Source organism: Saccharopolyspora gloriosae (assembly GCF_022828475.1).
Taxonomy (GTDB): domain Bacteria; phylum Actinomycetota; class Actinomycetes; order Mycobacteriales; family Pseudonocardiaceae; genus Saccharopolyspora_C; species Saccharopolyspora_C gloriosae_A.
This window is the reverse complement of sequence record NZ_CP059557.1, coordinates 6,724,682-6,747,954: the sequence shown is the minus strand read 5'-3', so window position 1 is coordinate 6,747,954 and position 23,273 is coordinate 6,724,682. Positions and strand designations below refer to the sequence as shown.

Sequence of the window (23,273 nt, the reverse complement as noted above, 5' to 3'; positions counted from 1 at the left end):
GTTCTCCCGCTGCCCCCAAGCTTCTCGGAGCGTCGTTCATCAGGCATGTTCCTTTTCGTTCGCCGCGACCGGGAGATCGTTCTGATCTTCCGCGCGGGGGGCGGGAATCTTCACGCTCGGTTCGTCGTCCTCTCGGTCCGGTGCGAGCAGAACCGCCACGATCGCGAATACCGCCAGCACCAGTAGCGCCGCACCTGCCATGACACACCTCCTCTTCTTCTTGTGATCCGTTGTTCCCGTAAGACGCTCAGCGTGCCCGCCGGGTTCCGTTCTGTCGCCGAATTTTCGGGGATTCGCCGGGAAACGCGCGAATGGCCGCCAACCCCGACCTGCCGATGGACGTCCGAGGAACATGACCGCGAATCGAGATCTGCCGTGGGACGGCGCGTTCAACGTCCGCGACCTCGGCGCGACGACCACTGTCGACGGACGGACGATCAGGCGCGGCGCACTGGTGCGCTCGGCGACTCCGGAATACCTGACCGAGACGGGCTGGGCTCAGGTGCACGCCCACGGAATCCGCACGATCATCGACCTCACCGGCGAGGACACCCGCCCGGACCTCGCGCCCCGCCCACCGGAGCTCACCACGAAGAACATCCGGATGGACCCGACGGAGGACACCGAGTTCTGGGCGTACTGGGGCCGCGGCCTGCACGGCACGCCGCTGTACTACCGCCCGTTCCTCGACCGCCACCCGCAGCGCGCCGTCGAGCTCGTGCGGACCTTCGCCCGCGCGCCCGAAGGGGGCGTGCTGGTGCACTGCCACGCGGGCCGGGACCGCACGGGGATCGCAGTGCTGCTGTTGCTGCTCATCGCAGGCGTAGGACCGGCGGAGATCCTCGCCGACCACCTGCTCAGCCACGAACGCCTGCGACCGCTGTGGGCGAAGCTGGGCGCCGACGACCAGGAACCGATCATCGAGGCGGCGCTGGCCGACCTGGGCAGCTCCACCGAGAACGCAATGCGAGCCGCCACCGAGATCGACATCAACGCCTACCTGCTCGACGCGGGCCTCACCGCGGACGACCTCACCGCCGCCCGCGACCGCCTGCTGGAACCGGTGGCCTGATTCGCGCACGAAAAAGGCCGCCCACGGGAGTTCCGCGGCGGCCCTTCTCAAGTGCGGTGCTGCGTCAGGAGACACCGAGGCGCTGCTTGAGCGCGTCGAACTCGTCCTGGATGGAGCTCGGCAGGTCGTCGCCGATGGTCGCGAACCACTCCTCGATCAGCGGGATCTCGGCCTTCCACTCGTCGACGTCCACGTTCAGGGCGATGTCGACGTCGTCGCGCGAGGTGTCCAGGCCGGACAGGTCGATCTGGTCGGCGGAGGGCACCCGGCCGATGGGGGTGTCCTCGGCGGCGGCGTTGCCCTCGATCCGCTCGACGATCCACTTCAGCACGCGGGAGTTCTCCCCGAAGCCCGGCCACACGATCTTCTTGCCGGACTCGTCGCGGCGGAACCAGTTCACGTAGAAGATCCGGGGCAGCTTCGACGCGTCCGCCGACTTGCCCATGTTCACCCAGTGCTGGAAGTAGTCGCCGACGTTGTAGCCGATGAACGGCAACATCGCCATCGGGTCGCGGCGGACCACGCCGACCTGGCCGGTGGCGGCCGCGGTGGTCTCCGAGGACATCGTGGTGCCCATGAACACGCCGTGCTGCCAGTCGAACGACTCGTTGACCAGCGGAACCGTCGTCTTGCGGCGGCCGCCGAACAGGATCGCCGAGATCGGCACGCCCTGCGGGTCGTCCCACTCGTCGGCCAGGATCGGGCACTGCGACATCGGCGTGCAGTACCGGGAGTTCGGGTGCGCGGCCTTCTCGGCGGAGTCCGGCGTCCAGTCCCGCTGCTTCCAGTCCGTCAGGTGCGCGGGGGCCTCGCCCATGCCCTCCCACCAGATGTCCTTGTCATCGGTGAGGGCCACGTTGGTGAACAGCGTGTTGCCCTGCTCGATGGTGCGCATCGCGTTCGGGTTGGTGTTCTCGTCCGTGCCGGGGGCGACGCCGAAGAACCCGGCCTCCGGGTTCACCGCGTAGAGCCGGCCGTCCTCGCCGAAGCGCATCCAGGCGATGTCGTCGCCGAGCGTCTCGGCCTTCCAACCGGGGATGGTCGGCTGCAGCATCGCCAGGTTCGTCTTGCCGCACGACGACGGGAACGCGGCGGCCACGTAGTGGACCTTGTTCTCCGGCGAGGTGAGCTTGAGGATCAGCATGTGCTCGGCGAGCCAGCCCTCGTCGCGGCCCATGGCGGAGGCGATGCGCAGCGAGTAGCACTTCTTGCCCAGCAGCGCGTTGCCGCCGTAGCCGGAGCCGAAGCTCCAGATCATCCGCTCCTCGGGGAAGTGGGTGATGTACTTCGTGTCGTTGCACGGCCACGGCACGTCCTGCTGACCCGGCTCCAGCGGGGCGCCCACGGAGTGCAGCGCGGGTACGAACTCACCGTCGTCGCCGAGCTTGTCCAGGACCTTGGCGCCCATCCGCGTCATGATGTGCATCGAGGTCACCACGTAGGCGCTGTCGGTGATCTCTACGCCCAGCTTCGGCTGCTCGGCGTCGAGCGGACCCATGCAGAACGGGATGACGTACATGGTGCGACCGCGCATCGAGCCCCGGTAGAGCTCGGTCATGATCGCTTTCATCTCGTCGGGCTGCATCCAGTTGTTGGTCACGCCCGCGTCCTTGCGCTCCTGCGAGCAGATGTAGGTCCGCTCCTCGACGCGCGCGACGTCGCTCGGGTCGGATGCGGCCCAGAACGAGTTCGGCTTCTTCTCCAGCCGGGTGAAGGTGCCCGCTTCGACCAGCTCGTCGGTCAGCCGTGTCCACTCCTGCTGGGAGCCGTCACACCACACCACCTGATCGGGCGTGGTCAGCTCGGCGACCTCGCGCACCCACGACAGCAGGCGTGCGTGCCGGGTCGGTGCCTGGTCGAGACCGGGGATGGTCAAGGCGGTCATCGCTTCGTGTCTCCTGACTGGGCGCCACAGCCCGGAATCCTGTCCGACGGCGGTGCCGCCGGCGTGTTCAGAGAATGCTCCGCCCCACCCGCAGAACGGGCGGAATGGAAAGGGATGCACCGAGGTTAACGGTGCCGGGCGCTCGCAATGGAGATCAGCTGTGTCGGTTCTCTCACAGGAACGATAAGGGGATCGATTCAGTACCCCGCCGATGCAGAGGTCTAGACGAAAATTCGCGCGCCGGGACGCCTGGATGACCAAGGATTTCCGGCGAAGCGGACACTGCCGCGAACGAGAGGTAACGCGTCAACGACCATCGAATGGCCGCTCGCCCTCCGGTGCGGGCCGTCGACGGGCGGCGTGCGGGCGCGGAAAGGCACCCGAATTGCACCGGATAGGGCGAATTCGGCCGATCAGCTCCAGGCGGCGTCCGAATCGGAGCACACGTCCTGCGGGTGCTGCGAGACCTGCTGCGGCCGCGGCTCCTGCGGCGGCGGCTCCGGGTCGTCGAAGGTCCAGGTCGCGTCGTCCGTCGCGCCGGCGACCGGATGCGGGGCGGGGGTGTACTGCCCCTGCTGGTCGAGCCGACCCTGCTCGACGACCGTCCACTGACCGGCGCCGGTGTGGTGGGTGATGGTGACCTCGCCGGTGTTGCCGATCTCCACCAGCTGATCCGCCGAGCCGTCCCCGTCCACGTCGGTGGCCAGCAACGTCGCGTTCTCGGTCGTCACCACGGCGGTGTCGGCTCGGCCGTCGTTGTCGGTGTCCTCGGTGGCGGGGCCGATCTGCTGCTCGCCGCCAGGGGCGTCGATCACCATCGACGCGCCGCCCTGCCTGCGCGGGTCGCCCTCGCCCGGGTGCTGCTGCGGCTGCTCGGCGACCCAGTCGCCCCCGGCCGCGTCGTAGCGGGCCTGGCCGACGACCTCACCTCGGGAATCGACCGTGCGCATGACGTCGGCCAGCCCGTCGGCGTCCTCGTCGGCGTAGGACACGTGGCCGTCGTCGGTCAGGATCGTGACCGTGTCGTCCACGCCGTCGCCGTCGAGGTCGTAGTTCGCCTCGGCGGTGTACTCCGCGCCCTCGACGGTGACCTTGATGTCGCCGTCTCCCGCGCCGGTCTCCTCGATGTACATCTGTCGACCCCACTTCCGGCCGTTTCCCGCGGCTCAGCGTTACGACGCAGCGTAGGGCCGCCCGGTTCCGCTCCGGTACCGACTCGGGTGAAACGGGCGGGAATCATCCCCGTGCCCGCGGGCGTTCGCACCGATATGGCTGAACAGGTCGTCGCCACCGCGTTCGGTGGCCCGGAAGTGCTGTCCGTCGTCGACACCGAGGTTTCCGAGCCCGCCGCGGGCCGGATCACCGTCGACGTTCGCGCGATCGGGGTGAATCCGATCGACTTCAAGCTCTACAGCGGTGCGTTCGGCTCGGACCCGGACAAGTTGCCGCTGCCGGTGGGCAACGAGCTCGCCGGGGTGGTCACCGCCGTCGGCGAGGACGCCACCGGCAAGGCGGGACCGATCTCGGTGGGCGACGAGGTCGTGGTGCATCCCGCTTCCGGCGCCTACGCGAGTTCGGTGACGGTGCGCGCGAGCAACGCGGTGCCGAAACCGGCCGGGCTGTCCTGGGACGCCGCGGCCGGGCTGCTGCTCGCCGGTGGCACCGCCGTGCACATGCTGTCGCTGCTCGGCGACGTGGACGGCGAGACGGTGCTGGTCCACGGCGCGTCCGGCGCGGTCGGCGTGCTGGCCGCCCAGCTGGCGGTGGCCGCGGGCGCGCGGGTCGTCGGCACGGCGGGTGCGGCGCGCGCCGAGTGGCTGCGCGGCTACGGGATCACCCCGGTGCGCTACGGCGACGGGCTGGTCGAGCGGGTGCGCGCGGCGGCGGCCGACGGGATCTCCGGGGCGATCGACGCTTCGGGCACCGACGAGGCGATCGACGCGTCGCTGGCGCTCGTATCGCCGGATCGGGTCGTCAGCGCCGCCGCCTTCCACCGCGGCGAGGACGGGATCAAGCTCGTCGGCGGCGGCCCGGGGGCGGACCCGGGAACGGAGATCCGGGGCAAGGCGTGGGAGCGGCTGCTGCCGCTCGCGGCCTCCGGGAAGCTCGAAGTCCCCATCGCCCGCACCTTCCCGCTGGCCGAAGCCGCCGAAGCCCATCGCCTCTCGATCGAAGGCCACCCAGGCGGAAAACTGATCTTGCTGCCTTGATCCCTTTCGGAGTGGCCTGCGTAGGTGCCCGGGTAGCGGAATCTCAGCGACCTTCTCGCTGCGGGATCGATTTCTGATGTATGTCCGATACATGGCGAAATCGTTGTCCTCGCGAAAAGGCCGCTGAGCACCCGCCGGTGGTCCTTTTGCTCAAGCTGGTCACTGCTCATCGGCTTCGCCGCTGACAAGAAGAAGAACGAAAGATCATTCTGGTGGTCTCCTAGCGGGACCTGGGAAGCCTCCGCGGCTTACTCAGCACGGTCGCGGAGGCCGCGGATGGCGGCTAGGAGGTGTTCGGCGCGGTCTCGGCCGGAGGTGGCCTCGGCCAGGCGCTGCTCGGCGGTGTGCAAGCGGCGGCTGCGTTCGGCGGCGTCCATCTTCAGCGCCTTGTCGACCTCTCGCAGCTCCGCCTCGATCGACTCGATGCGCCTGCCCAGCGCGTCGTCGAGGGCCAGCGACAACTGCTGTTCGGCCTCGATGAGCTGCTCGGACACCAGCTGGTCCAGTGCTGATCGCGCGTCGGCGATGGCTTCGGTGAGCCACTGCTTGAGGTGCTGCTTGTCGGCGGCGTGCTTGCGGGTGCGCGCCATCCACCAGCCCGCGCCGAGCCCCAGCACGATCGTCACCGGCAGCACCACCGGGTTCAGCACGCCCACGCCGATCCCGGCCAGCGGCATCGCCGCCGCGCGACCCACGCCGAGGCCGCCGGAGATGCCCATGAACACCAGCAGCTTGTCCTCAGCGGTCGGTGCGCGCTTGTCCGGCGGCCGCAGCGCGATGGGCGTCTGGGCGCCGCGGGCGAACTGGGAGCGGATCACGTCGAGTTCCTCGGCGGAGAACAGTTCCGCCAGGGACACCTCCGCCACCTTCGCCAGCCGGGCCGACAACAGCGCCGACACCCGGGACGACACCATTTGCAGCGCGGTGTCCACCTGGTGCGGCAGGGCGGTGAGCGCGCCGTGCTCGGCGGTGTCGATGGCGCGGCGGAACCAGCTCTGCACCTCCCGCATCTGGCGCGTCACCTCGTGACCCGCTTCGACGCGGGTGCGCTGGATCTCCCCGCGCAGCTTCAGCTGCCAGCCGCGAGTGGAGGAGCGCCGGGACGCGGCGAGCTCGTCGCGGCGGGCTCGCAGCGTCTCGGCTTCGTCCTCGCCCACGGTCAGCGCCCGCTGCTCGGCGGCGAGCCGCACCGTCAACTCGCCGAGCACGGTGGACAGCGCGCGCATCGTGTTCGCTTCGCCGAGCATCGCGGCCCGGCCGCCGACGAGCTGTTCCAGCGCGGAACGCAGCTCGGTCACGCCGGAGCGTTCCCGCAGCATGACGGCGGCCTGCTCGGTCGGCGCCTGCGCCGCGAGTTCCAGCATCCGCGCCGAGACCGGGTGGATCGGCAGGTCCGCGAATCGCGGCGCGTGCTCGGCCAGCAGCCTGCGGTTCTCCTCCAGCACCTGTCGCCAGCCCCGGTGCTGGTCGGTCTTGGCGAGCGCGAACACCACGGTCTCGACCCGGTCCGCCGCGCCGTGCAGGAAGTCCAGTTCGCCGCGGGTGAAGGGTGCGGACGCGTCGGCGACGAACAGCAGGGCGGTGGCGGCGGAGGCGGCTTCGGCGGCGAGTTCGCCGTGGATGGAGTCCAGGCCGCCCACGCCGGGAGTGTCCACAATGGTCAGTTTGGTGAGCGTGTCCAGTGGTGCCTCGATGCGCAGGTGCCGGGGCGGCAGGGAGTCGACGGGCAGCGCTCCGCGCGCGGAGGCCCAGGACGACAGCTCGTCGACGGTGAACTCGACGGGCGTCGGCTCGGCCGGATAGCAGGCGATCCCGCGCCACTGTTCACCGTGCCGGAACTCCAGGTAGGTCGACGTCGCCACCGAAGCATCCACAGGGGACAGTCCAGGGCTGTCGATCAGCGCGTTCACCAGGGAACTCTTGCCCCGGTTCGTCTCGCCGACCACGACCACGCTCGGCACTCGCGGCCGGGAACGCCGCACCTCGTCCACCCAGTCCGCCGAGGACGGCGCGGCCTCCCGTAACAGCGCGAACAGCTTGTCCCTGGTCTGCTTGACCTGCTGGGGCAAGGCGGTGGCCGCCACGGGCACCCCGGTCGCCGGGCCGGCCGAAGTCATGCGCACGCTCCTGTCACTGGATCGGGTGCCGCGCCGGTGCGGATCTCACCGCTGGAGCCGGTGGGATCCGGCGCGGGCGTGAAATGTACCGCCCGCATCCCCGGCCGCGGCCGGGTTCACGCGCGGTCCACCCGACTCGACCAGCTCATGACCCGGTTGCCGCACGCGGCGTCGCACCGGGCCGATCGATGACCACCTAATCGTGCGGTGCGACCGCTCCCGTTCGCCGCAGCCCTCCAGCCCAGCCCGTACCTCCGATCGCACCCCCGCACCCCGCCGAGGTCAATCCCCCTCCAGCGCCCCGAAGGTCGACGGCGCCGTCCACTCCACACCGACACCCAGGTCAATGCCTCCTTCACCGACTCCTACTGGTCGAAGGGGCCGTTCACTCCGGCTCTCGGGTGCGTGCTCCTGCGCCTGTTCCTACTGGTCAAAGGCGCGATTCACGCCAGGTCGGGTTGCAGGTGAGTGCCTCTTCTGCCTCTCCCGCCCGTTGAAGGGGGTGTTCGGGCCGAGTCGGGTGGGGCCGGGATTCGGGTGTGCGCCTCGGCCGATCGGCCAGGTGTGCCGTGGCAGGGCACTGACCAGAGGTAGTAGGCCCGACGAGCCTGTCGGCTGATCCGCGAACCCCCGGTGACCGGCGATTCTTATGTCACACCGCGGAACCAGCGGCCAAGGCACCGACAAGGAGGCACAACATGCTCACCACCATCGGTACGGCAATCGGCCTGATCCTCGCGTTCGCCGTCCTGCTCCTGATGTCGATCAGCTCCGTGCTGCCCGACCTCACCGAACGCCAGGAGTCCGCTGCGCGGCCCGAACGAAACCGGATGAGCATCCGGCAGTGGGTCAGCTCGTTCCGGATGTTCCCGACCGCAGCTGGTACACGGTGACGATCGGCGCCCGCAGCACCTGGTCGCGGTCGGCGAATCCGAGCACCTCGGTCTCGGCGATGATCCCGTCCAAGGCGGGATCATCCGTGGGGACCGTGCCGCCCGCTTCGTGCCATGCCGGGTCGAACGGCTGCCCGTCCGGGCGCAGCCGGGCCACGCCGATGTCGTCGAGTCCGTCCGCGAGCCGTTCGGCGACGCCGTTGCTGCGAGCTCGGTCCAGTGCGTACAAGCACAATCTGATCAACGTGGCGCGTTCCGAGCGTGCCCGGTCGAGCGGGTCGATGTGCACGGCGGTCATGTCAGCCCCCAACTCGGCGTCCGGCTCCGCGGGTTCGTCCGCGCCCGGTTCCGACGTGGTGGCCTCGCGCTCGGTTCCACGATCGGGTGAAGATCGCCGTCGAAGCCAGTCCCGCACCGCCGAGTCCTCTCCGCTCGCCGAGGGCTGAGCACCGCCAGGTGGTCGATGATCAGCCGGGTAGTCGAACCTGTCCTGGCTGAAGTTGCTGCCAGATCAGGAAATAAGCCCGGTGCACCACGAACGCGATGCGGCTCTGCGCCGGCGTCGCCCCGAACGAGGCGTACGAACGCCACCAGTTGGCCCGTTCCATCGCGAACTGGACGAGTTCGTGCTGCGGCCGCCCCGCCAGCCCCAGCCGCGCACCGGGATCGGTGCTGCCGCCGATCCGCAGCACCTCCTCCGTGAGATCGTCAGGAAGTTCCACCGAACCCGAGACGACCAGCGTCAACGCCTCCAGCAACCGCAGCTGGTGCGCCTCCGGCCGAGTCAGCAGCACCTCGATCGCGTCGTGCACTCGCTGCCGCTCGCCCGCATCACCGGAGGCGTGCGCGAGAGCCGTCACCGAGCCCAGCGCGGCGGCGGCCTTGATCCCGTCGGCGCGAGCCCGGAACACCTCGTCCAGCCTGCTCAGCACCCCCGCCAGCCCGGAGCACTCCAGCAGCGCCCGGCGCAGCGCACCCGCCGTGATCGCCGAATCCGCGTCGAGCTCCGCCAGCGCCCGCCGCACCCCGTACAGGTCCAGCCGCTCCAGCAGCCGGGACCGGTCGCGCTCGGGAATCTCGCAGTCCCAACTGGTGAACAGGTCCGCGGACATCAGCATCGTCTGGCGGGTCGCCTCGTCCAGCTCGGTCAACGCGCGCAGCACCTCGGCGTCGGCGGAGGTGAACCCGCCGGTCTCCGCGGTCTCCGCGAGCAGCCCGATCACCGGCAGCACCTCCGCCACCCGCGGCCCGAGCAGCGCCGCCTGCTCCGCGGCCAGCGCCGCCGCCGCCCGCCACACGTCGCCGTCGGAACCGGGCACCGAGTCCGGTTCGACGGTGTCGGCCTTGTTCAGCACGGCGATCGCGTTCACCGGCCCGGCCTCCCGGCCCGCGGTGGCCGCGGTGAACACGTTCAGCGCGTGCTGGTCGTCGGCGCGCACCGCCTGCGTCACCACGTAGACCACCGCCTCCGCCCGGCGACCGCACCCTGCGACACCGGATCGAGATCGTCGTTCGGCTCCCGGGCGCCGAGCAGCTGCTCGGTCCGCGCCACCGAGTCGGCGTCCAGCGAACCGAGACCGGGAGTGTCGATCACGGTGAGGTCGCGCAGCACGGCGTTGGTCAGGTACGCCTCCAGATGCGACACCTGCTCCGGTTCCACGCCGAGCCGGCTCGGGATTCCGCCGTCGGCGTCGAACGGAACGGCCTGCTTGGTTCCGTCGTGGAAGACCACTTCGACCCGATCGACCGTGCCGTACTGGAAGCGGGTCACCAGCCGGGTGCACTCGCCGACATCGGTCGGCGCGACCCGCCTGCCGATCAGCGCGTTCACCAAGGTCGACTTGCCGGACTTGATCCGGCCCACCACCGCCACCTGCAGCGGTGCCGACAACCGGCGCAGCACCTCGTCGAAGCCCGCCGCCGTGTGCTCGGAGACCTGGGCGCGCAGCCCGGTGCACATCCGCGCGACCGAAGCCGACAGCGGACCCGCCGAGTGCTGCTGCTCGCCCGCCGAACTCACCCCTGCCTCCCCGAACTGGGCCTGTGATCGCGGCCATCCTGTCACGGAGCCCTTTTGCGGTCGTTCCGCGTTGGTGGCCGGGTGAACTGCGGGGGCCATCGCAAGTGGCCCCGCCGAGCGGCACTGCGCGGAGAACCCGCCGGCGGCCTGCGTGCGTGGTCACTGCTCCGATGGCGAGGCGACGAATCCCCGGCGCGCGTTGGGCCGTCCGAGTGCACAACCGCGAACATCGTTTGTGCGGAGATCAAGGTGGGGACCCGGCGAGTGCACGGACCTGCGCACCGCGCACTCGACAACGGAATTCGGTGATACCCGTGGAAACCGGACACACCCTCGCTTTCCTGATCATCGGCATCGTGCTCGTCTTCGTCGACGGTTGGCTGCTGCGCCGCGACGGCACGACCTACCTGGCCGCGGCTTACCCGGACGGGAAGGTCGCGGGTTCGGTGAACCAACTGGTCACCGTCCTGTTCCACCTGACGGCGCTCGGCGTGGTCGCCCTGCTGTCCACGGTCAAGGTAGGTGGCGACGACCCGTTCTACGTCGTGATCACCCGCATCGGCATGCTGCTGCTCGTGCTGGCGGCGGCGCACGGCATCACCATCTGGATCCTCGCCCGCCTGCGCTCCAAGCAGCGGGAGAAGGCCCTCCAAGAGGACATCGCGTCCCGCACCAGCGACCACTTCGACGCGCAATCCCACCCGCGCACAAGCTGATCCGCACTACCCGAGTGGGGTCGCGCCTACGACTCCAGGTGGACGCGGAAGCGCCGCGAGGATGACGAATCTGCGGTGATCCGCGCCTACGCTGGTTCGGTGCGGAAACGGAGCGGGTGGACGCGAGAGCACTCGGCGGTGCTGGACGGCGCCGCAGCGGGCCTGTTGTTCGTCGTCTTCCTGATCTCCGAACCCATCGTGCCCGGCGTGCCGTGGCCCGTGCTGGTCCTCATCGAAGTGCTCGCGTGCGGCCCGGTCGCGATTCGCCGCCGGGCGCCGGCGTCGGCCACGGCCGGGGTCCTCGCCGGGGCGTTCGGAACGACCTTCGTCCTGGGGGCGAAGCTGCAGTACACCCCGGGACAGGTGGCCGCGTTCCTGGTGTTGTACGGCCTGATCACCACCGGGAAGCGGAGGTTGGGCGCCGTGCTGGCGGTGGGGCTCAACCTGATCGTGCTGGCCGCGTTGGTCACCGTCGGGCCGCTCCCGAATTCCGAGCCGTTTCGTCGCGGCGTTGTGGGGGACGTCGTTCTACCTGGTGGTGACCGCGCTGGCCTGGGCCTTCGCCGAGGTCGTCGCCGCCCGCCGCGCGCACCTGCGGGAGGTGGAGGAACGCTTGCGGCGAGCGAAGTCCGAGCGCGATCGGCAGGCGCGGCTGGCCGTCGCCGAGGAGCGCAACCGCATCGCCCGCGAGATCCACGACGTGCTCGCGCACTCGCTCACCGTGATGATCGCGCAGTCCGACGGCGCGGCCTACACCCTGCGCGCCGATCCGGAGCAGGCCATCCGGGCGATCCGCGCGATCGGGACCACCGGCCGGACGGCGCTCGCCGAACTGCGCGGCCTGCTGGACGTGCTGCGGGATCCGCTGGAGGAGGGGCAGTGGGCTCCGCAGCCCGCGGCGGCGAGCCTGCGCGAACTGGTCGACGGCGTGCGGCGTCCCGACCTGCCGGTGCGGCTCGAACTCACGGGGAACGTCGAGGAGTTGCCGACGGGTCTCGGCCTGGCGGTGCACCGGATCGTGCAGGAAGCGCTGACCAACGTGCTCAAGCACGGTGGCGGCGCGACGGTGGTGTGGGTGACCGTCGACGACCGCGTCGTCACGGTCGACATCTGCGACGACGGAACGACGGGGACGACGGCCCCGGAGTCGGCTGACGTGATCTCCGCGGGCGGCGGGCTCGCCGGAATGTGGGAGCGGGCCGCGTTGTACGGCGGCACCCTGACCGCTGGCCCCCGGCCGGAAGGCGGGTGGCGGGTGCTGGCAGTGCTGCCGCTGCCGCACTCCGACGCCGCCTGATCCCGCTGACGCGGTCGATCGGACTGCGACGGCGGGATGACGCCGCGTCCCACCGGGGCGGGACCTGCGGCGAGGCCGGAATCAACGCTCAGGCCGACGCGAGTGCAGCCTCCCACGCCGGAGTCTGGGCCGGTCCGCGCCCGACCGGCCCTGGGAAGTCGTCATGTCGACCGCACTCGCCGAACGTTCCGCCGCGCCGCCCGTCGCGGCACCGACCCGCTCCGGGGTGCCCGAGCTCGCCACCGGCCCGCTGCTGCTGATCGCGACGGCCGTCACCGCGGTGCTGCTGCTCGCGAGCGGGCGCTACGGCTATTACGCCGACGAGTTGTACTTCCTCGCCGCCGGGCACCACTTGGACTGGGGATACGTGGACCAGCCGCCGCTGGTGCCGTTGATCGCGCTGCTAGCCGACACCGTCTTCCCCGGTTCGCTGCTCGCGTTGCGGTTGCTCCCCGCCGTCGCCGCCGGTGCGGGGGTGGTGGTGACGGCTTTGCTCGCGAGGGAGCTCGGCGGTGATCGCCGGGCACAGCTGCTGGCGGGCGGGGCGTGGGCGGTCGCCGGACAGACCCTGGGCGGCGGGCACATGCTGGCGACCGTCTCCTTCGACCCGGTGCTGTGGACCGTGGTGCTGTGGCTGCTGGTCCGCTGGGTGCGAATGCGCGATCAGGGCGTTCGCCAGGACTGGCCGCTGTTCGCCGCCGGAGCCTGCACGGCCCTCGCGATGCAGGTCAAGCTGCTGATCCCGGTCCTCTGGCTGGTGCTGGGCGTGGTGCTGCTGTGCGCCGGGCCGCGGTCGCTGCTGCGCACGCCGCTGCTGTGGGCGGGCGCGGCGGTGGCCCTGCTGACCGCCGCGCCGACGTTGTGGTGGCAGGCGGCGCACGGGTGGCCGCAGCTCGCGATGAGCGAAGCGATCGAGCAGGAGAGCTCCTTCGGCCCGTTGTTGATCCCGTCGGTGGTGCTGTGCGCGGGAATTCCGGGCGGCGTGCTGCTGTGCCTCGGTTTCTGGCGGCTGCTGCGCGCACCGGCGCTGCGGCCGTACCGCTTCCTCGCCTGGACGATCATCGGAGTCACCGGGCTGGTGGCGCTGACGGAATCGCGGCCGTACTACCTGGCGGGTTTCTACGGGCTGCTGTTCGCGGTCGGAGCCGTCGAGTTTCGGGCGCGGTGGCTGTCCGCGCGGGTCTACGGGGTTTCCGCGCTGGTGGCGGTCCTCGCGACGTTGCCGGTGCTGCCGGTCGCGCTCATCCCGCGCTTCGACCTGGTGGGCACCGGCAGTGTGGGCTGGCCGGAACTCACCGCGATCGTCGAGCGCAACGCGCGGGAACACCGGGCGCCGGTCATCACGAGGACTACTGGGTGGCGAGCGCGGTGCGCCACCACGGCGACGTCGCGGTCCACAGCGCGAGCCGCGGGTTCTGGCCGTTCGGCAGACCGCCGACGGCACCCGGAGCGCGATCTACGTGGGATCGGACCGCGAGTTCCTCCTCCACCACTTCGGCTCCGTGCGCCGAGTGGACACAGTGGACACTTCGCTGCCGACGCACTACGAGGGCACCCCGGTGTGGGAGGTGGCGGACCCGAAGCGCCCGTGGGACCGGCTGTGGCACGACCTGTGGCACGTCGGAATGAAGCACGACCCGACCTCGACCACCGCGCCACCGGCCGCGGCAGGAGTCCCGTCCGAGTGATCTGAACGGACCCCGCGGCGGATGTGGAAGGTTTTCCCTCCAGCGCACAGATTCGTTCGCCGAACGGCTCCAACCGAGGGGGCGTCGAAATTACCCTCGAGGCCATGATCCGAGTGCTGCTCGTCGACGACCAGGAGCTGATGCGCATGGGGTTCCGCATGGTGCTCGACGCCCACCCGGACCTCGAAGTCGTCGGCGAAGCCGGAGACGGTGCCCACGCCGTGCGGATCGCCCGGCAGGTCCACCCGGACGTGGTGCTGATGGACGTGCGGATGCCGGTGCTGGACGGCATCGAGGCCACCGGCGGATCCTCGCCGACACCGACGCGAAAGTCCTGGTGCTCACCACCTTCGACCTCGACGAGTACGCGCTGGCCGCGCTGCGCGGTGGAGCCAGCGGATTCCTGCTCAAGGACATCCCGCCGGAGAACCTGGTGACCGCGGTGCGCTCCGTCGCCACCGGCGACGCCGTCGTCGCGCCAGCGTCACCCGGCGACTGCTGGAACGGTTCCTGGACACCTCCGACACGGGCCGCCGCGACCGTTCCGCGCTGGACGTGCTGACCGAGCGGGAACGAGAAGTGCTGGCGCTGGTGGGAAAAGGGCTGAACAACCAGGAACTGGCCGAGTCGCTGCACGTCTCCGAGGCCACGGTGAAGACCCACCTCGGCCGGGTGCTGGCGAAGCTCGGCGTCCGTGACCGGGTGCAGGCCGTGATCGTCGCCTACGAGACCGGACTGGTCCGGCTCGGCGAACGGTGACCGGCGTGAGGCGTGTCGCCGGGGCAGTACGTCCGTGCTGGTGAACGGCTAGCCTGGGCGGCGTGCCCGCTGCCGCATGGAAACCCAGGCTCGTCGCGCTCGACGTGGACGGAACGCTGCTCGACCCCGAACCGCAGACCATCTCGGCGCCGGTGCGCGAAGCCGTCCGCCGCGTCGCGTCGTCCGGCGCGCACGTGGTGATCGCCACCGGGCGCAGCATGCTCGGTACCCTGCCGGTGCTCGACGAACTGGGGCTGACCGGCGGAGTCGCGCTCTGCTCGAACGGCGCGGTCACCCTCGACGCCTCCACCGGAGCCGCCCTCGCGGTGGAGACCTTCGACCCGGCGCCGGTGCACGCGCGGCTCACCTCGCTGCTGCCGGGAGCGATCTACGCCGCCGAGCAGATCGGCACCGGCAGCCTCGTCACCAGCCCCTTCCGCGAATACCAGCTGCACGGTCCGCAGCGGCTCGCCGACCTGGACGAACTGTTCGCCGCACCGGTGCCGCGACTCATCGCGAACTGGGAAGGCCACGACCCGAAGAAGTCACCGACGCGCTCGCCGGGGTGGAACTGCCCGGCTGCACCGTGACCATCGACCACTACGAGCCGTGGGTGACGCTGGTGCCCGCCGGAGTGACCAAGGGCTCCGCGCTGGAGAAGCTGCGCACCGAACTCGGGGTGGCGGCCGAGACACCTTCGCCGCCGGCGACGGCACCAACGACGTGCAGATGCTGCGCTGGGCGCGCACAGCGTCGCCATGGGACAGGCCCGGCCGAAGTGCGCGCGGCCGCGACCGAAGTGACGCCGCCCGTCACCGAGGACGGCGCGGCCCTCGCCCTCGCCCGCTGGTTCCCGTGAACCGTCGCTCGAACACGACCCGCCCAGGACGCTGACCTGGCCGCTCGGTGATTCGTTCGCGCGGAGGAGCCGAGCCCGCGAGAACTTGGCCGATAGGCGTAGCGCGCTGGCCGGACGACTGAGGCACTCGACCGGAGCAGTGCGGCAGAGTTTCCTCTCGTCGCTCGGAGCACCGCCGAGAGGACCGCCTGCAAGGGGAGAGACCATGATCGAGGCTGTCGCCTCACCAAACGCTACGGATCGACGGTCGCGGTCAACGACCTGTCGTTCACCGTCCAGCCCGGCACCGTGACCGGATTCCTCGGTCCCAACGGTGCGGGCAAGTCCACCACGATGCGCATGATCCTCGGCTTGGACCGCCCCACCGCCGGAACGGTCCGCGTCGACGGCAAGGACTACCACGAGCTCACCGAACCGCTGCGCACCGTCGGAGCGTTGATCGACGCCAAGTGGGTCCACCCGAACCGATCCGCGCACGCCCACCTGAGCTGGCTCGCGCGGTCCAACCGAATCCCGATGAGCCGCGTCGACGAAGTGCTCGAGATGGTGGGGCTCACCGCAGTGGCCAAGCGCCGTGCGGGCGGCTTCTCGCTCGGCATGTCGCAGCGCCTCGGCATCGCCGCCGCGCTGCTCGGGGACCCGAAGATCCTGCTGTTCGACGAACCCGTCAACGGACTCGACCCGGAGGGCATTCACTGGATCCGCCGGTTCATGCGGCAACTCGCCGACGAAGGCCGCACCGTGTTCGTCTCCAGCCACCTGCTGTCCGAAATGGCGCTGACCGCTGAAAACCTCGTCGTCGTCGGCAAAGGCGAACTGATCGCCCAGTGCAGCACCGAGGAATTCGTGGCGGGCGCCGGCACCGGATCGCTGAAGGTCCGCTCCCCGCACGCCGCCCGGCTGCGCGAACTGCTCGCCGTCGAAGGCCGCACCGTGCTCCCGTTCGACGCGGCGAAACCGGACACCATCGTCGTCACCGGTGCCGAAACCGACCAGATCGGTGAACTCGCCGCCGCGCACCAGCTCGTGCTGCACGAACTCGCTCCGCAGCAAGGCTCGTTGGAAGAAGCGTTCATGCAGCTCACCAGCCAAGCCGTGGAGTACCAGACCGATTTCGGCGGCGTGCTCGCCACCGCCGGGGAGGACGCCCGATGACGCTGCTCGCCGTGGAACGCATCAAGCTGTTCTCCACCCGATCACCCTGGTGGTGCTCGGTCACCGCACTCGCGCTCACCATCGGCTTCGCCGCGATGATGGGCCTCTCCGCCGACGAAGGCATCACGGTGGACCAAGCGCTCATGGGCTACCAGTTCGGCCTGATGGTCGTGCTGGTGCTCGCGGCGCTGGCCGTGACCACCGAATACCGCTTCGGCACCATCCGAGCCACCTTCCAAGCCGCGCCCAACCGGGTCGCGGTGCTGGTCGCGAAAGCAGGTGTCGTCGCGGCACTGGCGTTCGTGGTCGGTGAGATCGCCTCGTTCGGCTCCTGGGGCGTGGCCCAGGCGTTCGCCGCCGGACCGGAACTGGCCATCGACACCGCGGGCGAATGGCGCCAGATCGTCGGTGTCGGACCGCTGTTCGCGCTGTCCGCGGTGCTCGCCGTCGGCGTCGGCGCGCTGCTGCGCCAATCCGCGGGCGCGGTGACCCTGCTGATCGTGTGGTCCCTGCTGGTGGAACGGCTCCTCGGGCTGGTGCCGAACATCGGGGAGGACCTCGTGGACTGGATGCCGTTCGTGGCGGCATCGCGCTTCCTGCAATCCGACCTCATGGGCGGAAACTCGCCGCTGGGGCCGTGGGCATCGCTGGCCTACTTCGCCGTCATCGCGTTCGCGGTGCTCGGAGTCGCGGCCGCCGTAGTGCACCGGCGCGACGCCTGAACCGGCACGGAGCGGGACGGCGCGAACCGTCGCGCCGTTACCCATCCCGCTGGAGAGGCTGATCACGCCAGCAGATAGGATCTCGGCAAGATCGAGCCGTGATCACAGTTCCGACCGGATTCCGGGCAGGCCGCAACCTATCGGTCACCGGTCCGGACACAGTGGACTAGTCGTGGCAGATCAGAGACCAAGGTGCCGAGCCTGGCTCGACACCTCCGGCACGGTCAACGCGCCAGCGGGTGCGAAGGCCGTACGGCACAACAGAATCGACCGACTGCATTAGCGCTCGGGGGCGCCGGCGGTCGGGACGGGGGAGGGCCCGGGCTGTCATTCGGGGGATGGCCCGGGCCCTGTGCTTTCCGGACTTCTTCAGAAACGCCCACGGCTTGGCGTGTGGGTGGGGGTTTTGGAGTCTTGTTCGGCTTGGCGTGTGGACGTGGGTTTTAGGGCCTTCCCTGGCTTGGCGTGTGGGGATGGAAGGTTGGTTTAGAACCTTCCCCTGGCTCGATCTGTGGTTGGTGTGGTGCGTGGAAGGTCGTCTTTAGTGATTACTTCCAGGGCTCTTGTTGCTGGGGTGTCCGGGTAGCGGAACCTCGGCGGCCTTCTCGCTGCGGGATCCATTTCTGATGTATGTCCGATACACGGCGAAATTTGGGGCCGGGCTGCTGTCCTCGCGAGAAGTCCGCTGAGAACCCGCCGGTGGTCGTTTTGCGTGCGTGGGCTGTGCGCTGCGCGCATACCGGCACGGCTTCGCCGCAGGGCATGGCCTTCGGCCGGAAGGCACGGCTTCGCCGCAAGGCACGGCTTCGCCGCAAGGCATGGCCTTCGGCCGTGAGGCAGGCTTGCTTCGCTTTGCCCTTGGCGGGCTTCGCCGCCGACTGCACGGCTGCGCCGCAAGGCACGGCTGCGCCGCGTGGCACGGCATTCGGTCGCAGGGTAGGGCTTCGCCGCTCTTGGCAGCGGTACGGCTTCGTTGTCGAGACTTCGAGGGCGCCGTCAGATGGCGGGGCGGACGACCAGGACCGGGCAGGCTGCGTGGCGGACGCATTGTTCCGCGACCGAGCCGAGGAGGAGTCCCGCGAAGCCGCCGCGGCCTCTGTGGCCCACCACGAGGATTTCTGCTCCTCGGGATGCTGACAGCAAGGCCTGGGGAGATGGGGAGTGCACGATGTGGCGCTGGATCGGGACCAATGGTTTCGGGCCTAGGTGGTCGTGGACGATCTTCTCGGTGGATTCGTCGACGGACTGCTGGTAGGCGTCCATGCTGGGCACCGTTCCCGGCGGACAGCCGGCCGGGCGCGGGGCGGTGCGCATGCTCCACGCGCGCACTACGTGCAGCGCACCGCTGCGCAGGTCCGCCTCGTGCGCCGCTACCTCCAGGGCGCGCAGTGATGACGCCGAACCGTCGACGCCGACGGCGACTCCGCCCTCGATCTCGACCCGCTGAACTGTGCGTTCCACCACACCTCCACTTCACCCCCTTCCGGTCGCGCTGTCGACTTGAGGACTCGAACGAGTCCGTTATGTAATGATTCACAACTATGATCGAAAACTTCACGTGAACGCGAGAAGTGTGGTAATGCATATGTAAGGACGCGTGTTTCCACACCAACGCCGCTGAGGTGCATGCGCCACGACGACCGCCACAGCGGTTCTCGTGAGTTCCCAACAGCAGATAGGTGGGCCATGGTGCATTCGACCGAGTGCTCGCCGGAGCGGCGCAACCCGCTGCTTGACCGGCGTTCCCAAACCGACGTGCAACTGGTGGCCGTGCCGCGCCTGGAGTGGTCACTGGCCACCGAAGCGCACCCGACCGTCGCCGAAGCCGCCGCGCCCGCATCGGTGCGCCGCAGCTGGATCCACACCGCCCCCGAGCAGAAGGTGCTCGATCTCTACCGGAAGCTGCACGGCCCGGCGAGCCCGCTGCCCGCACCGTGGTGGCTGCGTGCGCTGGACCGCGGCGAACTCGCCTCCCGCGAGGAGGGCTTCGCCCTCGAAGACGATGTGCATCGGCTGCTGGCAAGCCGCGGCGGCTGGTTCTTCGTGCCCTGGGCGGGCATCGGCGAAACCGGATATTGGGAGTACGGCCCCTCCGAACGCGGCGCCCGGCGGGCGCCGACGACGGTGGCGCTCACCGACCAGCACACCGGTTGGATCCAAGTGGTCGCCGCCCACACCGACGGGCCGCCGCAGCCGTTGCCGCTGAGCGGCCCCGACGGGCTGCTGGCCGCGTTGCCCGTCGTTGAATCCTGGTAGCCGACCGGCCGGGCGGGTTTGCGATACTGGTCTCCTGTGAGCACTTCTGACCAGCAGGTCCAGCATCGTCGCACGATCGTGAGCTATGTCCAGCGCGGCGCTCGGATGACCGTCGGACAGCAGCGGGCGTGGGATCGGCACTGGCCCGCGATGGGCGACTCCGTCGACGAGCTGCCCCCGGGGCCGCTCGACACGACGGCCTGGTTCGGGCGGACCGCGCCCGTCGTCCTGGAGATCGGCCCCGGTATGGGCGAGACGACGGCGCAACTGGCCGCCGCCGCACCCGAGGTCGATCACCTGGCCGTGGAGGTCTACAAGCCGGGCCTGGCGCAGCTGCTGCTGCGCGCGGAGCACCTGGAGCTGGGCAACCTGCGGTTGCTGCGCGGGGATGCGGTGGTGCTGCTGCGCGAGCACTTCGAGCCGGGTTCGCTGTCGGGCGTGCGGATCTTCTTCCCGGACCCGTGGCCGAAGAAGCGCCACCACAAACGTCGGCTGGTGCAGCCGGAAACGGTGGCGCTGATCGCGTCCCGGCTGGCCCCGGGTGGTTTCGTGCACATGGCCACCGACTGGGAGAGCTACGCCGAGCAGATGCTCGAGGTGTGCTCGGCGGAACCGGAGCTGCGCAATCGGTACGCGGACGAGCCGGGCGGCTGGGCGCCGCGGCCGGAGTGGCGACCCGTCACGAAGTTCGAGAACCGAGCCCACGACGAAGACCGCACCGTCCACGACTTGATCTTTGAGCGGGTGTAGGGCTCTTGTTGCTTGGGTGTCCGGGTGGCGGAACCTCAGCTGTCTTCTCGCTGCGGGATCTTTTTCCCTAGTGGCTCCGCCACGAGGAAAAAGCTGTCCTCGCGAGAAGACAGCTGAGAACCCGCGGGTGGTCGTTTTTTTGACGTGGGCTATGTGCTTCGCACATACAGGCACGGCCTTTGGCCGCGAGGCAGGCGTGGCTTCGCCTGCCCTTTGCGGGCTTCGCCGCTGAAAGCACGGCTTTTGCCGTAAGGGGGTCATGCGGCCAGGTCGAGGGTGCCTTCGCTGAGGCGTACGGGCCGTTGGGCGGGGACGCTGAGTGCGGAGCGGGTGCGCTTGGCTCGGGTGTTGAGCCGGACCGGGCGTTGCGCTCGGACGGTGAGCGAAGGTTCCGCCGTCGCCAGCACCACCGCGATCTCCGCCTCTCGGGCCGTGTCCACGAGTGCTGAAATGGTGGACTCGGTCAGCGACGGGTCGTCCGCGAAGAGCACCTTCGGCCGGTGCGCCATCGCTCGTGCGACGGTCAGCCGCTGCACCTGAGCCGCGGAGAGCTGGCCGGGGAAGCGCTCGCGCATCTCGTCGAGGCCGAAGTCCCGCAGCACGCGCAGCGCACGCGCCATCGCCTCCGCGCGATCGGTCCCTGCCAGCATCTGCGGCAGCGCGCAGTTCTCCTGAGCGTTGAGCTCGGGAACCAGCATCCCGTCGCTGAACAAGAAGCCGAAGTCGCGCCGCCGCACCTCGCTCAGCTCGTGGTCGGTGAGCCGGTCGAGCCGTACCCCGTCGAGCAGCACCGCTCCCTCGTCGGGGTGGCGCAGGCCGGCGAGCGCGTGCACCAGCGCCGTCCGCGCCTCCGGGGTCGGGCCGTCGAGCGTGGCGACCGCGCCGCGCTCCAAGGTGAAGTCCACTCCGAACAACTGGGGCAGCGTGGTCAGGTTCCGCGCCTCCAGCAGTGGGGTCGTCGATGCAGTCGACAATGTCCGCTCCTCTCTCCTGCCGGTTCGCACCGGATCGCCACTGGGGTATGGAAAAACCTTCTCGCGGGCGAGTGGTTCGGTGCGTCGTGCGGAGGGACATCCCTCGTCGACCGATCGGCCAAGCCTTTCGAGCCGTTCGGCCAAGCCGGGCGGCGGGATTCGGGGATTAGGGTCGCGTCGTGAGCTCCAGTCCGACGTCCCCCACGTTGGCGCAGCGACTCAGTCGTCTCGTGCGGGCGCGGTGGGTCCTCGCCACGCTGATGACGTTGTTGTGCTGCGCGGACATCGCGTTCGCCATGCAGAGCGGCGGCCCTGAACTGATCGCCCTACCGGGAGCGGCGCTGCTCGCGTTGCTGGCGGTGCGGGGCCGCTCGCATCCGGCGTTGTGCGGGCTGGCCGCGGCGGCGGTGCTGGTGCTGTCCTCAGGACTGTTCCGCGTGTCCGGCGCCGAGCTGCCTCCGGTGGGGCTGGGCGCGATCCTTCCCACCGAGAACGCTGCGGGTGTGCTGCTGGTGCTGTTCGCGCACCGGAGGCTGCCGCCGTTGAAGGCGCTGCCGATCACCAGCGCTCTGGTGCTGGCCTGCCTGGTGTCGCTGGTCGTGCGCTCCTCGATGCCGGACACCCGAACCTTCGCGTTCGGGCTGTTGCAGTTGCTGCTGGCCATGGGCACCGGGACCTACCTGCGCGGTTGGCAGCCGACGGTCACGCGGACCCCGTTGCTGGAATTGTTCAGCAGGCAGTGGCCGATGATCGCCGCGCTGTCGGTGCTGGTGTTCGCGGAAGCCTCCACCTACCTCGGGGACGGCCCCGGCTCGGCCGCCATGCTGCTGGGAGCGGTGGTGCTGGCGGTGCTCGCGGTGATCGCACCGCTGCGCCCGCTCGAGGCCTCGCTGCTGGGCGCCACCGCGCTGGCCTGCATGGGCGTAGTGAACGTGCTGGTCACGGCGGGCGGAGGCAGCTCGGCGATCCTGCCGCCGCTGCCGATCACGGCCACGGCGGCCGGGATGCTGCTGATGGCGTACCTGGTCCGGCACGCCGCACCCCGGAAAGCCTGGGTCGGCGGTTGCGCGCTGGTCGGTTCCGCGCTGATCGCCGTGGTGCTCGACTGGGCGGACGGTTCCTGGATGGAGATCAGCAGCGGGTTGCAGATCCTCGCGCTCGGCGGCCTGCTGCTGGCGCTGTCGGTCGGGGCGGGGCTGTACTTCCGCACCCGCGACGGCGAGCGAACGCGGACCGTGGAGACCGCGGTGGAGCAGGCCCAGCAGGCGGAACGGCTTGCGCTGGCGCGAGAACTGCACGACGTCGTCGCCCACCACGTCACCGGAATCGTGGTGCAGGCCCAGGCCGCGCAGATGGTGGCCGCGCAGAAACCGGAGGCCGCCGCCGAAGCGATGGAACGCATCGCGAGCAGTGGCACCGAGGCGCTGGTGGCGATGCGCAGACTCGTCGCCAGCATGCGCGGCGCGGAACCAGCGGGCACCAGTGGCGCCACCGAACAGGCCAGCACCGACCTCGCAGGCGACCTCAAATCCCTTGTGGACGGTGCGGGGCCGAAGGCGCGGCTGCTGCTCGAACTCGACCGCGAGGTGCCGCAGGAGGTGGCGCGTTCCGCGTTGCGGCTCGTGCAGGAGTCGTTGACGAACGCGGGCAAGCACGCCCCGGACGCCACCGAACTCCTCGTCTCGGTGCGTTGTCCGCAGGAACACCTGCACATTCGGATCACCGACAACGGTTCCGGCAGGCGCACCGCACCCGTGGGCGGCTCCGGAGGATACGGTCTCGTCGGCATGCGCGAGCGCATCGAGTTGCTCGGCGGCCGGTTCAGCGCGGGTCCCGGCGAGGGCGGCGGCTGGCGGGTCGAAGCGTGGCTGCCGCTGGTCGAACGTTCGGCCGGGTAAGT

20 protein-coding genes and 3 pseudogenes are annotated in these 23,273 nt (G+C 70.0%); 15 read left to right on the top strand and 8 right to left on the bottom strand.

Features of this window, described 5'->3' with window-relative positions; genetic code table 11:
• Positions 1-39: 39 nt before the first annotated feature.
• A complete protein-coding gene (locus H2Q94_RS29885) occupies positions 40-201 on the bottom strand; it encodes a hypothetical protein (RefSeq protein WP_243790449.1) in 162 nt (53 codons plus the stop codon).
• Between the two features lie 151 nt (positions 202-352).
• Between H2Q94_RS29885 and H2Q94_RS29880 the strand changes: the two genes are divergently transcribed.
• On the top strand, positions 353-1,072 hold the full coding sequence (locus H2Q94_RS29880) for a tyrosine-protein phosphatase (protein ID WP_243790448.1): 720 nt from the start codon (positions 353-355) through the stop codon (positions 1,070-1,072).
• Between the two features lie 64 nt (positions 1,073-1,136).
• Here the strand turns inward: H2Q94_RS29880 and H2Q94_RS29875 are convergent, their stop codons facing one another.
• Together H2Q94_RS29875 and H2Q94_RS29870 are read right to left on the bottom strand one after the other, a co-directional pair.
• Complete coding sequence (locus H2Q94_RS29875) at positions 1,137-2,957, bottom strand: phosphoenolpyruvate carboxykinase (GTP) (protein WP_243790447.1); 1,821 nt, start codon at positions 2,955-2,957, stop codon at positions 1,137-1,139.
• Positions 2,958-3,370: 413 nt separating this feature from the next.
• Positions 3,371-4,090 (bottom strand): DUF6802 family protein, encoded by a 720-nt coding sequence (locus tag H2Q94_RS29870; RefSeq protein WP_243790446.1) that lies wholly within the window; start codon positions 4,088-4,090, stop codon positions 3,371-3,373.
• A 135-nt stretch (positions 4,091-4,225) separates the two neighbouring features.
• Between H2Q94_RS29870 and H2Q94_RS29865 the strand changes: the two genes are divergently transcribed.
• A complete protein-coding gene (locus H2Q94_RS29865) occupies positions 4,226-5,167 on the top strand; it encodes a quinone oxidoreductase family protein (protein WP_243790445.1) in 942 nt (313 codons plus the stop codon).
• Between the two features lie 248 nt (positions 5,168-5,415).
• Here H2Q94_RS29865 and H2Q94_RS29860 read toward each other — a convergent pair whose 3' ends face one another.
• Positions 5,416-7,284 carry a dynamin family protein gene (locus tag H2Q94_RS29860; RefSeq protein ID WP_243790444.1) on the bottom strand — a complete coding sequence of 623 codons (1,869 nt, stop codon included), beginning with the start codon at positions 7,282-7,284 and terminating at the stop codon, positions 5,416-5,418.
• Between the two features lie 698 nt (positions 7,285-7,982).
• Between H2Q94_RS29860 and H2Q94_RS29855 the strand changes: the two genes are divergently transcribed.
• The gene (locus H2Q94_RS29855; RefSeq protein ID WP_243790443.1) at positions 7,983-8,177 is read left to right on the top strand and encodes a hypothetical protein; all 195 of its coding nucleotides are present in this window, start codon (positions 7,983-7,985) and stop codon (positions 8,175-8,177) included.
• Here H2Q94_RS29855 and grpE read toward each other — a convergent pair.
• Together grpE and H2Q94_RS29845 are read right to left on the bottom strand one after the other, a co-directional pair.
• Entirely contained in the window at positions 8,134-8,592 is a 459-nt protein-coding gene (gene grpE, locus H2Q94_RS29850) for a nucleotide exchange factor GrpE (protein WP_397545395.1), read from the bottom strand. The two genes, H2Q94_RS29855 and grpE, sit on opposite strands and share 44 nt — an antisense overlap.
• Positions 8,593-8,644: 52 nt before the next feature.
• Positions 8,645-10,137: pseudogene (locus H2Q94_RS29845) on the bottom strand (dynamin family protein).
• Between the two features lie 374 nt (positions 10,138-10,511).
• On the opposite strand from H2Q94_RS29845, the gene H2Q94_RS29840 reads away from it, so the two are divergent.
• The 9 genes and pseudogenes from H2Q94_RS29840 (at position 10,512) to H2Q94_RS29805 (ending at position 17,393) form a co-directional block, all read left to right on the top strand.
• Positions 10,512-10,913 carry a hypothetical protein gene (locus H2Q94_RS29840; protein ID WP_243790442.1) on the top strand — a complete coding sequence of 134 codons (402 nt, stop codon included), beginning with the start codon at positions 10,512-10,514 and terminating at the stop codon, positions 10,911-10,913.
• Positions 10,914-10,988: 75 nt separating this feature from the next.
• Positions 10,989-11,369: pseudogene (locus H2Q94_RS31135) on the top strand (DUF7134 domain-containing protein); the annotation flags it as partial.
• Between the two features lie 55 nt (positions 11,370-11,424).
• Positions 11,425-12,210, top strand: coding sequence for a sensor histidine kinase (locus H2Q94_RS29835; protein ID WP_243790441.1), 786 nt, complete (start codon positions 11,425-11,427; stop codon positions 12,208-12,210).
• Positions 12,211-12,373: 163 nt separating this feature from the next.
• Positions 12,374-13,903 (top strand): ArnT family glycosyltransferase, encoded by a 1,530-nt coding sequence (locus tag H2Q94_RS29830; protein WP_243790440.1) that lies wholly within the window; start codon positions 12,374-12,376, stop codon positions 13,901-13,903.
• A gap of 99 nt (positions 13,904-14,002) precedes the next feature.
• Positions 14,003-14,657 (top strand): annotated as a pseudogene (locus H2Q94_RS29825) (response regulator).
• A gap of 62 nt (positions 14,658-14,719) precedes the next feature.
• Positions 14,720-15,247 (top strand): HAD family hydrolase, encoded by a 528-nt coding sequence (locus H2Q94_RS29820; RefSeq protein WP_243790439.1) that lies wholly within the window; start codon positions 14,720-14,722, stop codon positions 15,245-15,247.
• Positions 15,223-15,516, top strand: a complete 294-nt coding sequence (locus H2Q94_RS29815) for an HAD family hydrolase (protein WP_243790438.1) — start codon at positions 15,223-15,225, stop codon at positions 15,514-15,516. Before H2Q94_RS29820 ends, H2Q94_RS29815 begins: the two co-directional genes overlap by 25 nt.
• A gap of 261 nt (positions 15,517-15,777) precedes the next feature.
• Positions 15,778-16,671 carry an ATP-binding cassette domain-containing protein gene (locus H2Q94_RS29810; RefSeq protein WP_243795999.1) on the top strand — a complete coding sequence of 298 codons (894 nt, stop codon included), beginning with the start codon at positions 15,778-15,780 and terminating at the stop codon, positions 16,669-16,671.
• Complete coding sequence (locus H2Q94_RS29805) at positions 16,668-17,393, top strand: hypothetical protein (RefSeq protein ID WP_243790437.1); 726 nt, start codon at positions 16,668-16,670, stop codon at positions 17,391-17,393. Before H2Q94_RS29810 ends, H2Q94_RS29805 begins: the two co-directional genes overlap by 4 nt.
• A 996-nt stretch (positions 17,394-18,389) precedes the next feature.
• Here H2Q94_RS29805 and H2Q94_RS29800 read toward each other — a convergent pair.
• Positions 18,390-18,854 carry a universal stress protein gene (locus tag H2Q94_RS29800; protein ID WP_243790436.1) on the bottom strand — a complete coding sequence of 155 codons (465 nt, stop codon included), beginning with the start codon at positions 18,852-18,854 and terminating at the stop codon, positions 18,390-18,392.
• Positions 18,855-19,079: 225 nt separating this feature from the next.
• Here H2Q94_RS29800 and H2Q94_RS29795 point away from each other — a divergent pair, with 225 nt between their 5' ends.
• Both H2Q94_RS29795 and trmB read left to right on the top strand, forming a co-directional pair.
• Positions 19,080-19,649 (top strand): hypothetical protein, encoded by a 570-nt coding sequence (locus H2Q94_RS29795; protein WP_243790435.1) that lies wholly within the window; start codon positions 19,080-19,082, stop codon positions 19,647-19,649.
• Positions 19,650-19,754: 105 nt separating this feature from the next.
• Entirely contained in the window at positions 19,755-20,399 is a 645-nt protein-coding gene (gene trmB / locus H2Q94_RS29790) for a tRNA (guanosine(46)-N7)-methyltransferase TrmB (protein ID WP_243795998.1), read from the top strand.
• A 257-nt stretch (positions 20,400-20,656) separates the two neighbouring features.
• Here the strand turns inward: trmB and H2Q94_RS29785 are convergent, their stop codons facing one another.
• Positions 20,657-21,373 (bottom strand): ABC transporter ATP-binding protein, encoded by a 717-nt coding sequence (locus H2Q94_RS29785; protein ID WP_243790434.1) that lies wholly within the window; start codon positions 21,371-21,373, stop codon positions 20,657-20,659.
• Between the two features lie 179 nt (positions 21,374-21,552).
• On the opposite strand from H2Q94_RS29785, the gene H2Q94_RS29780 reads away from it, so the two are divergent.
• Positions 21,553-23,271 (top strand): sensor histidine kinase, encoded by a 1,719-nt coding sequence (locus H2Q94_RS29780; RefSeq protein ID WP_243790433.1) that lies wholly within the window; start codon positions 21,553-21,555, stop codon positions 23,269-23,271.
• Positions 23,272-23,273: the final 2 nt, after the last annotated feature.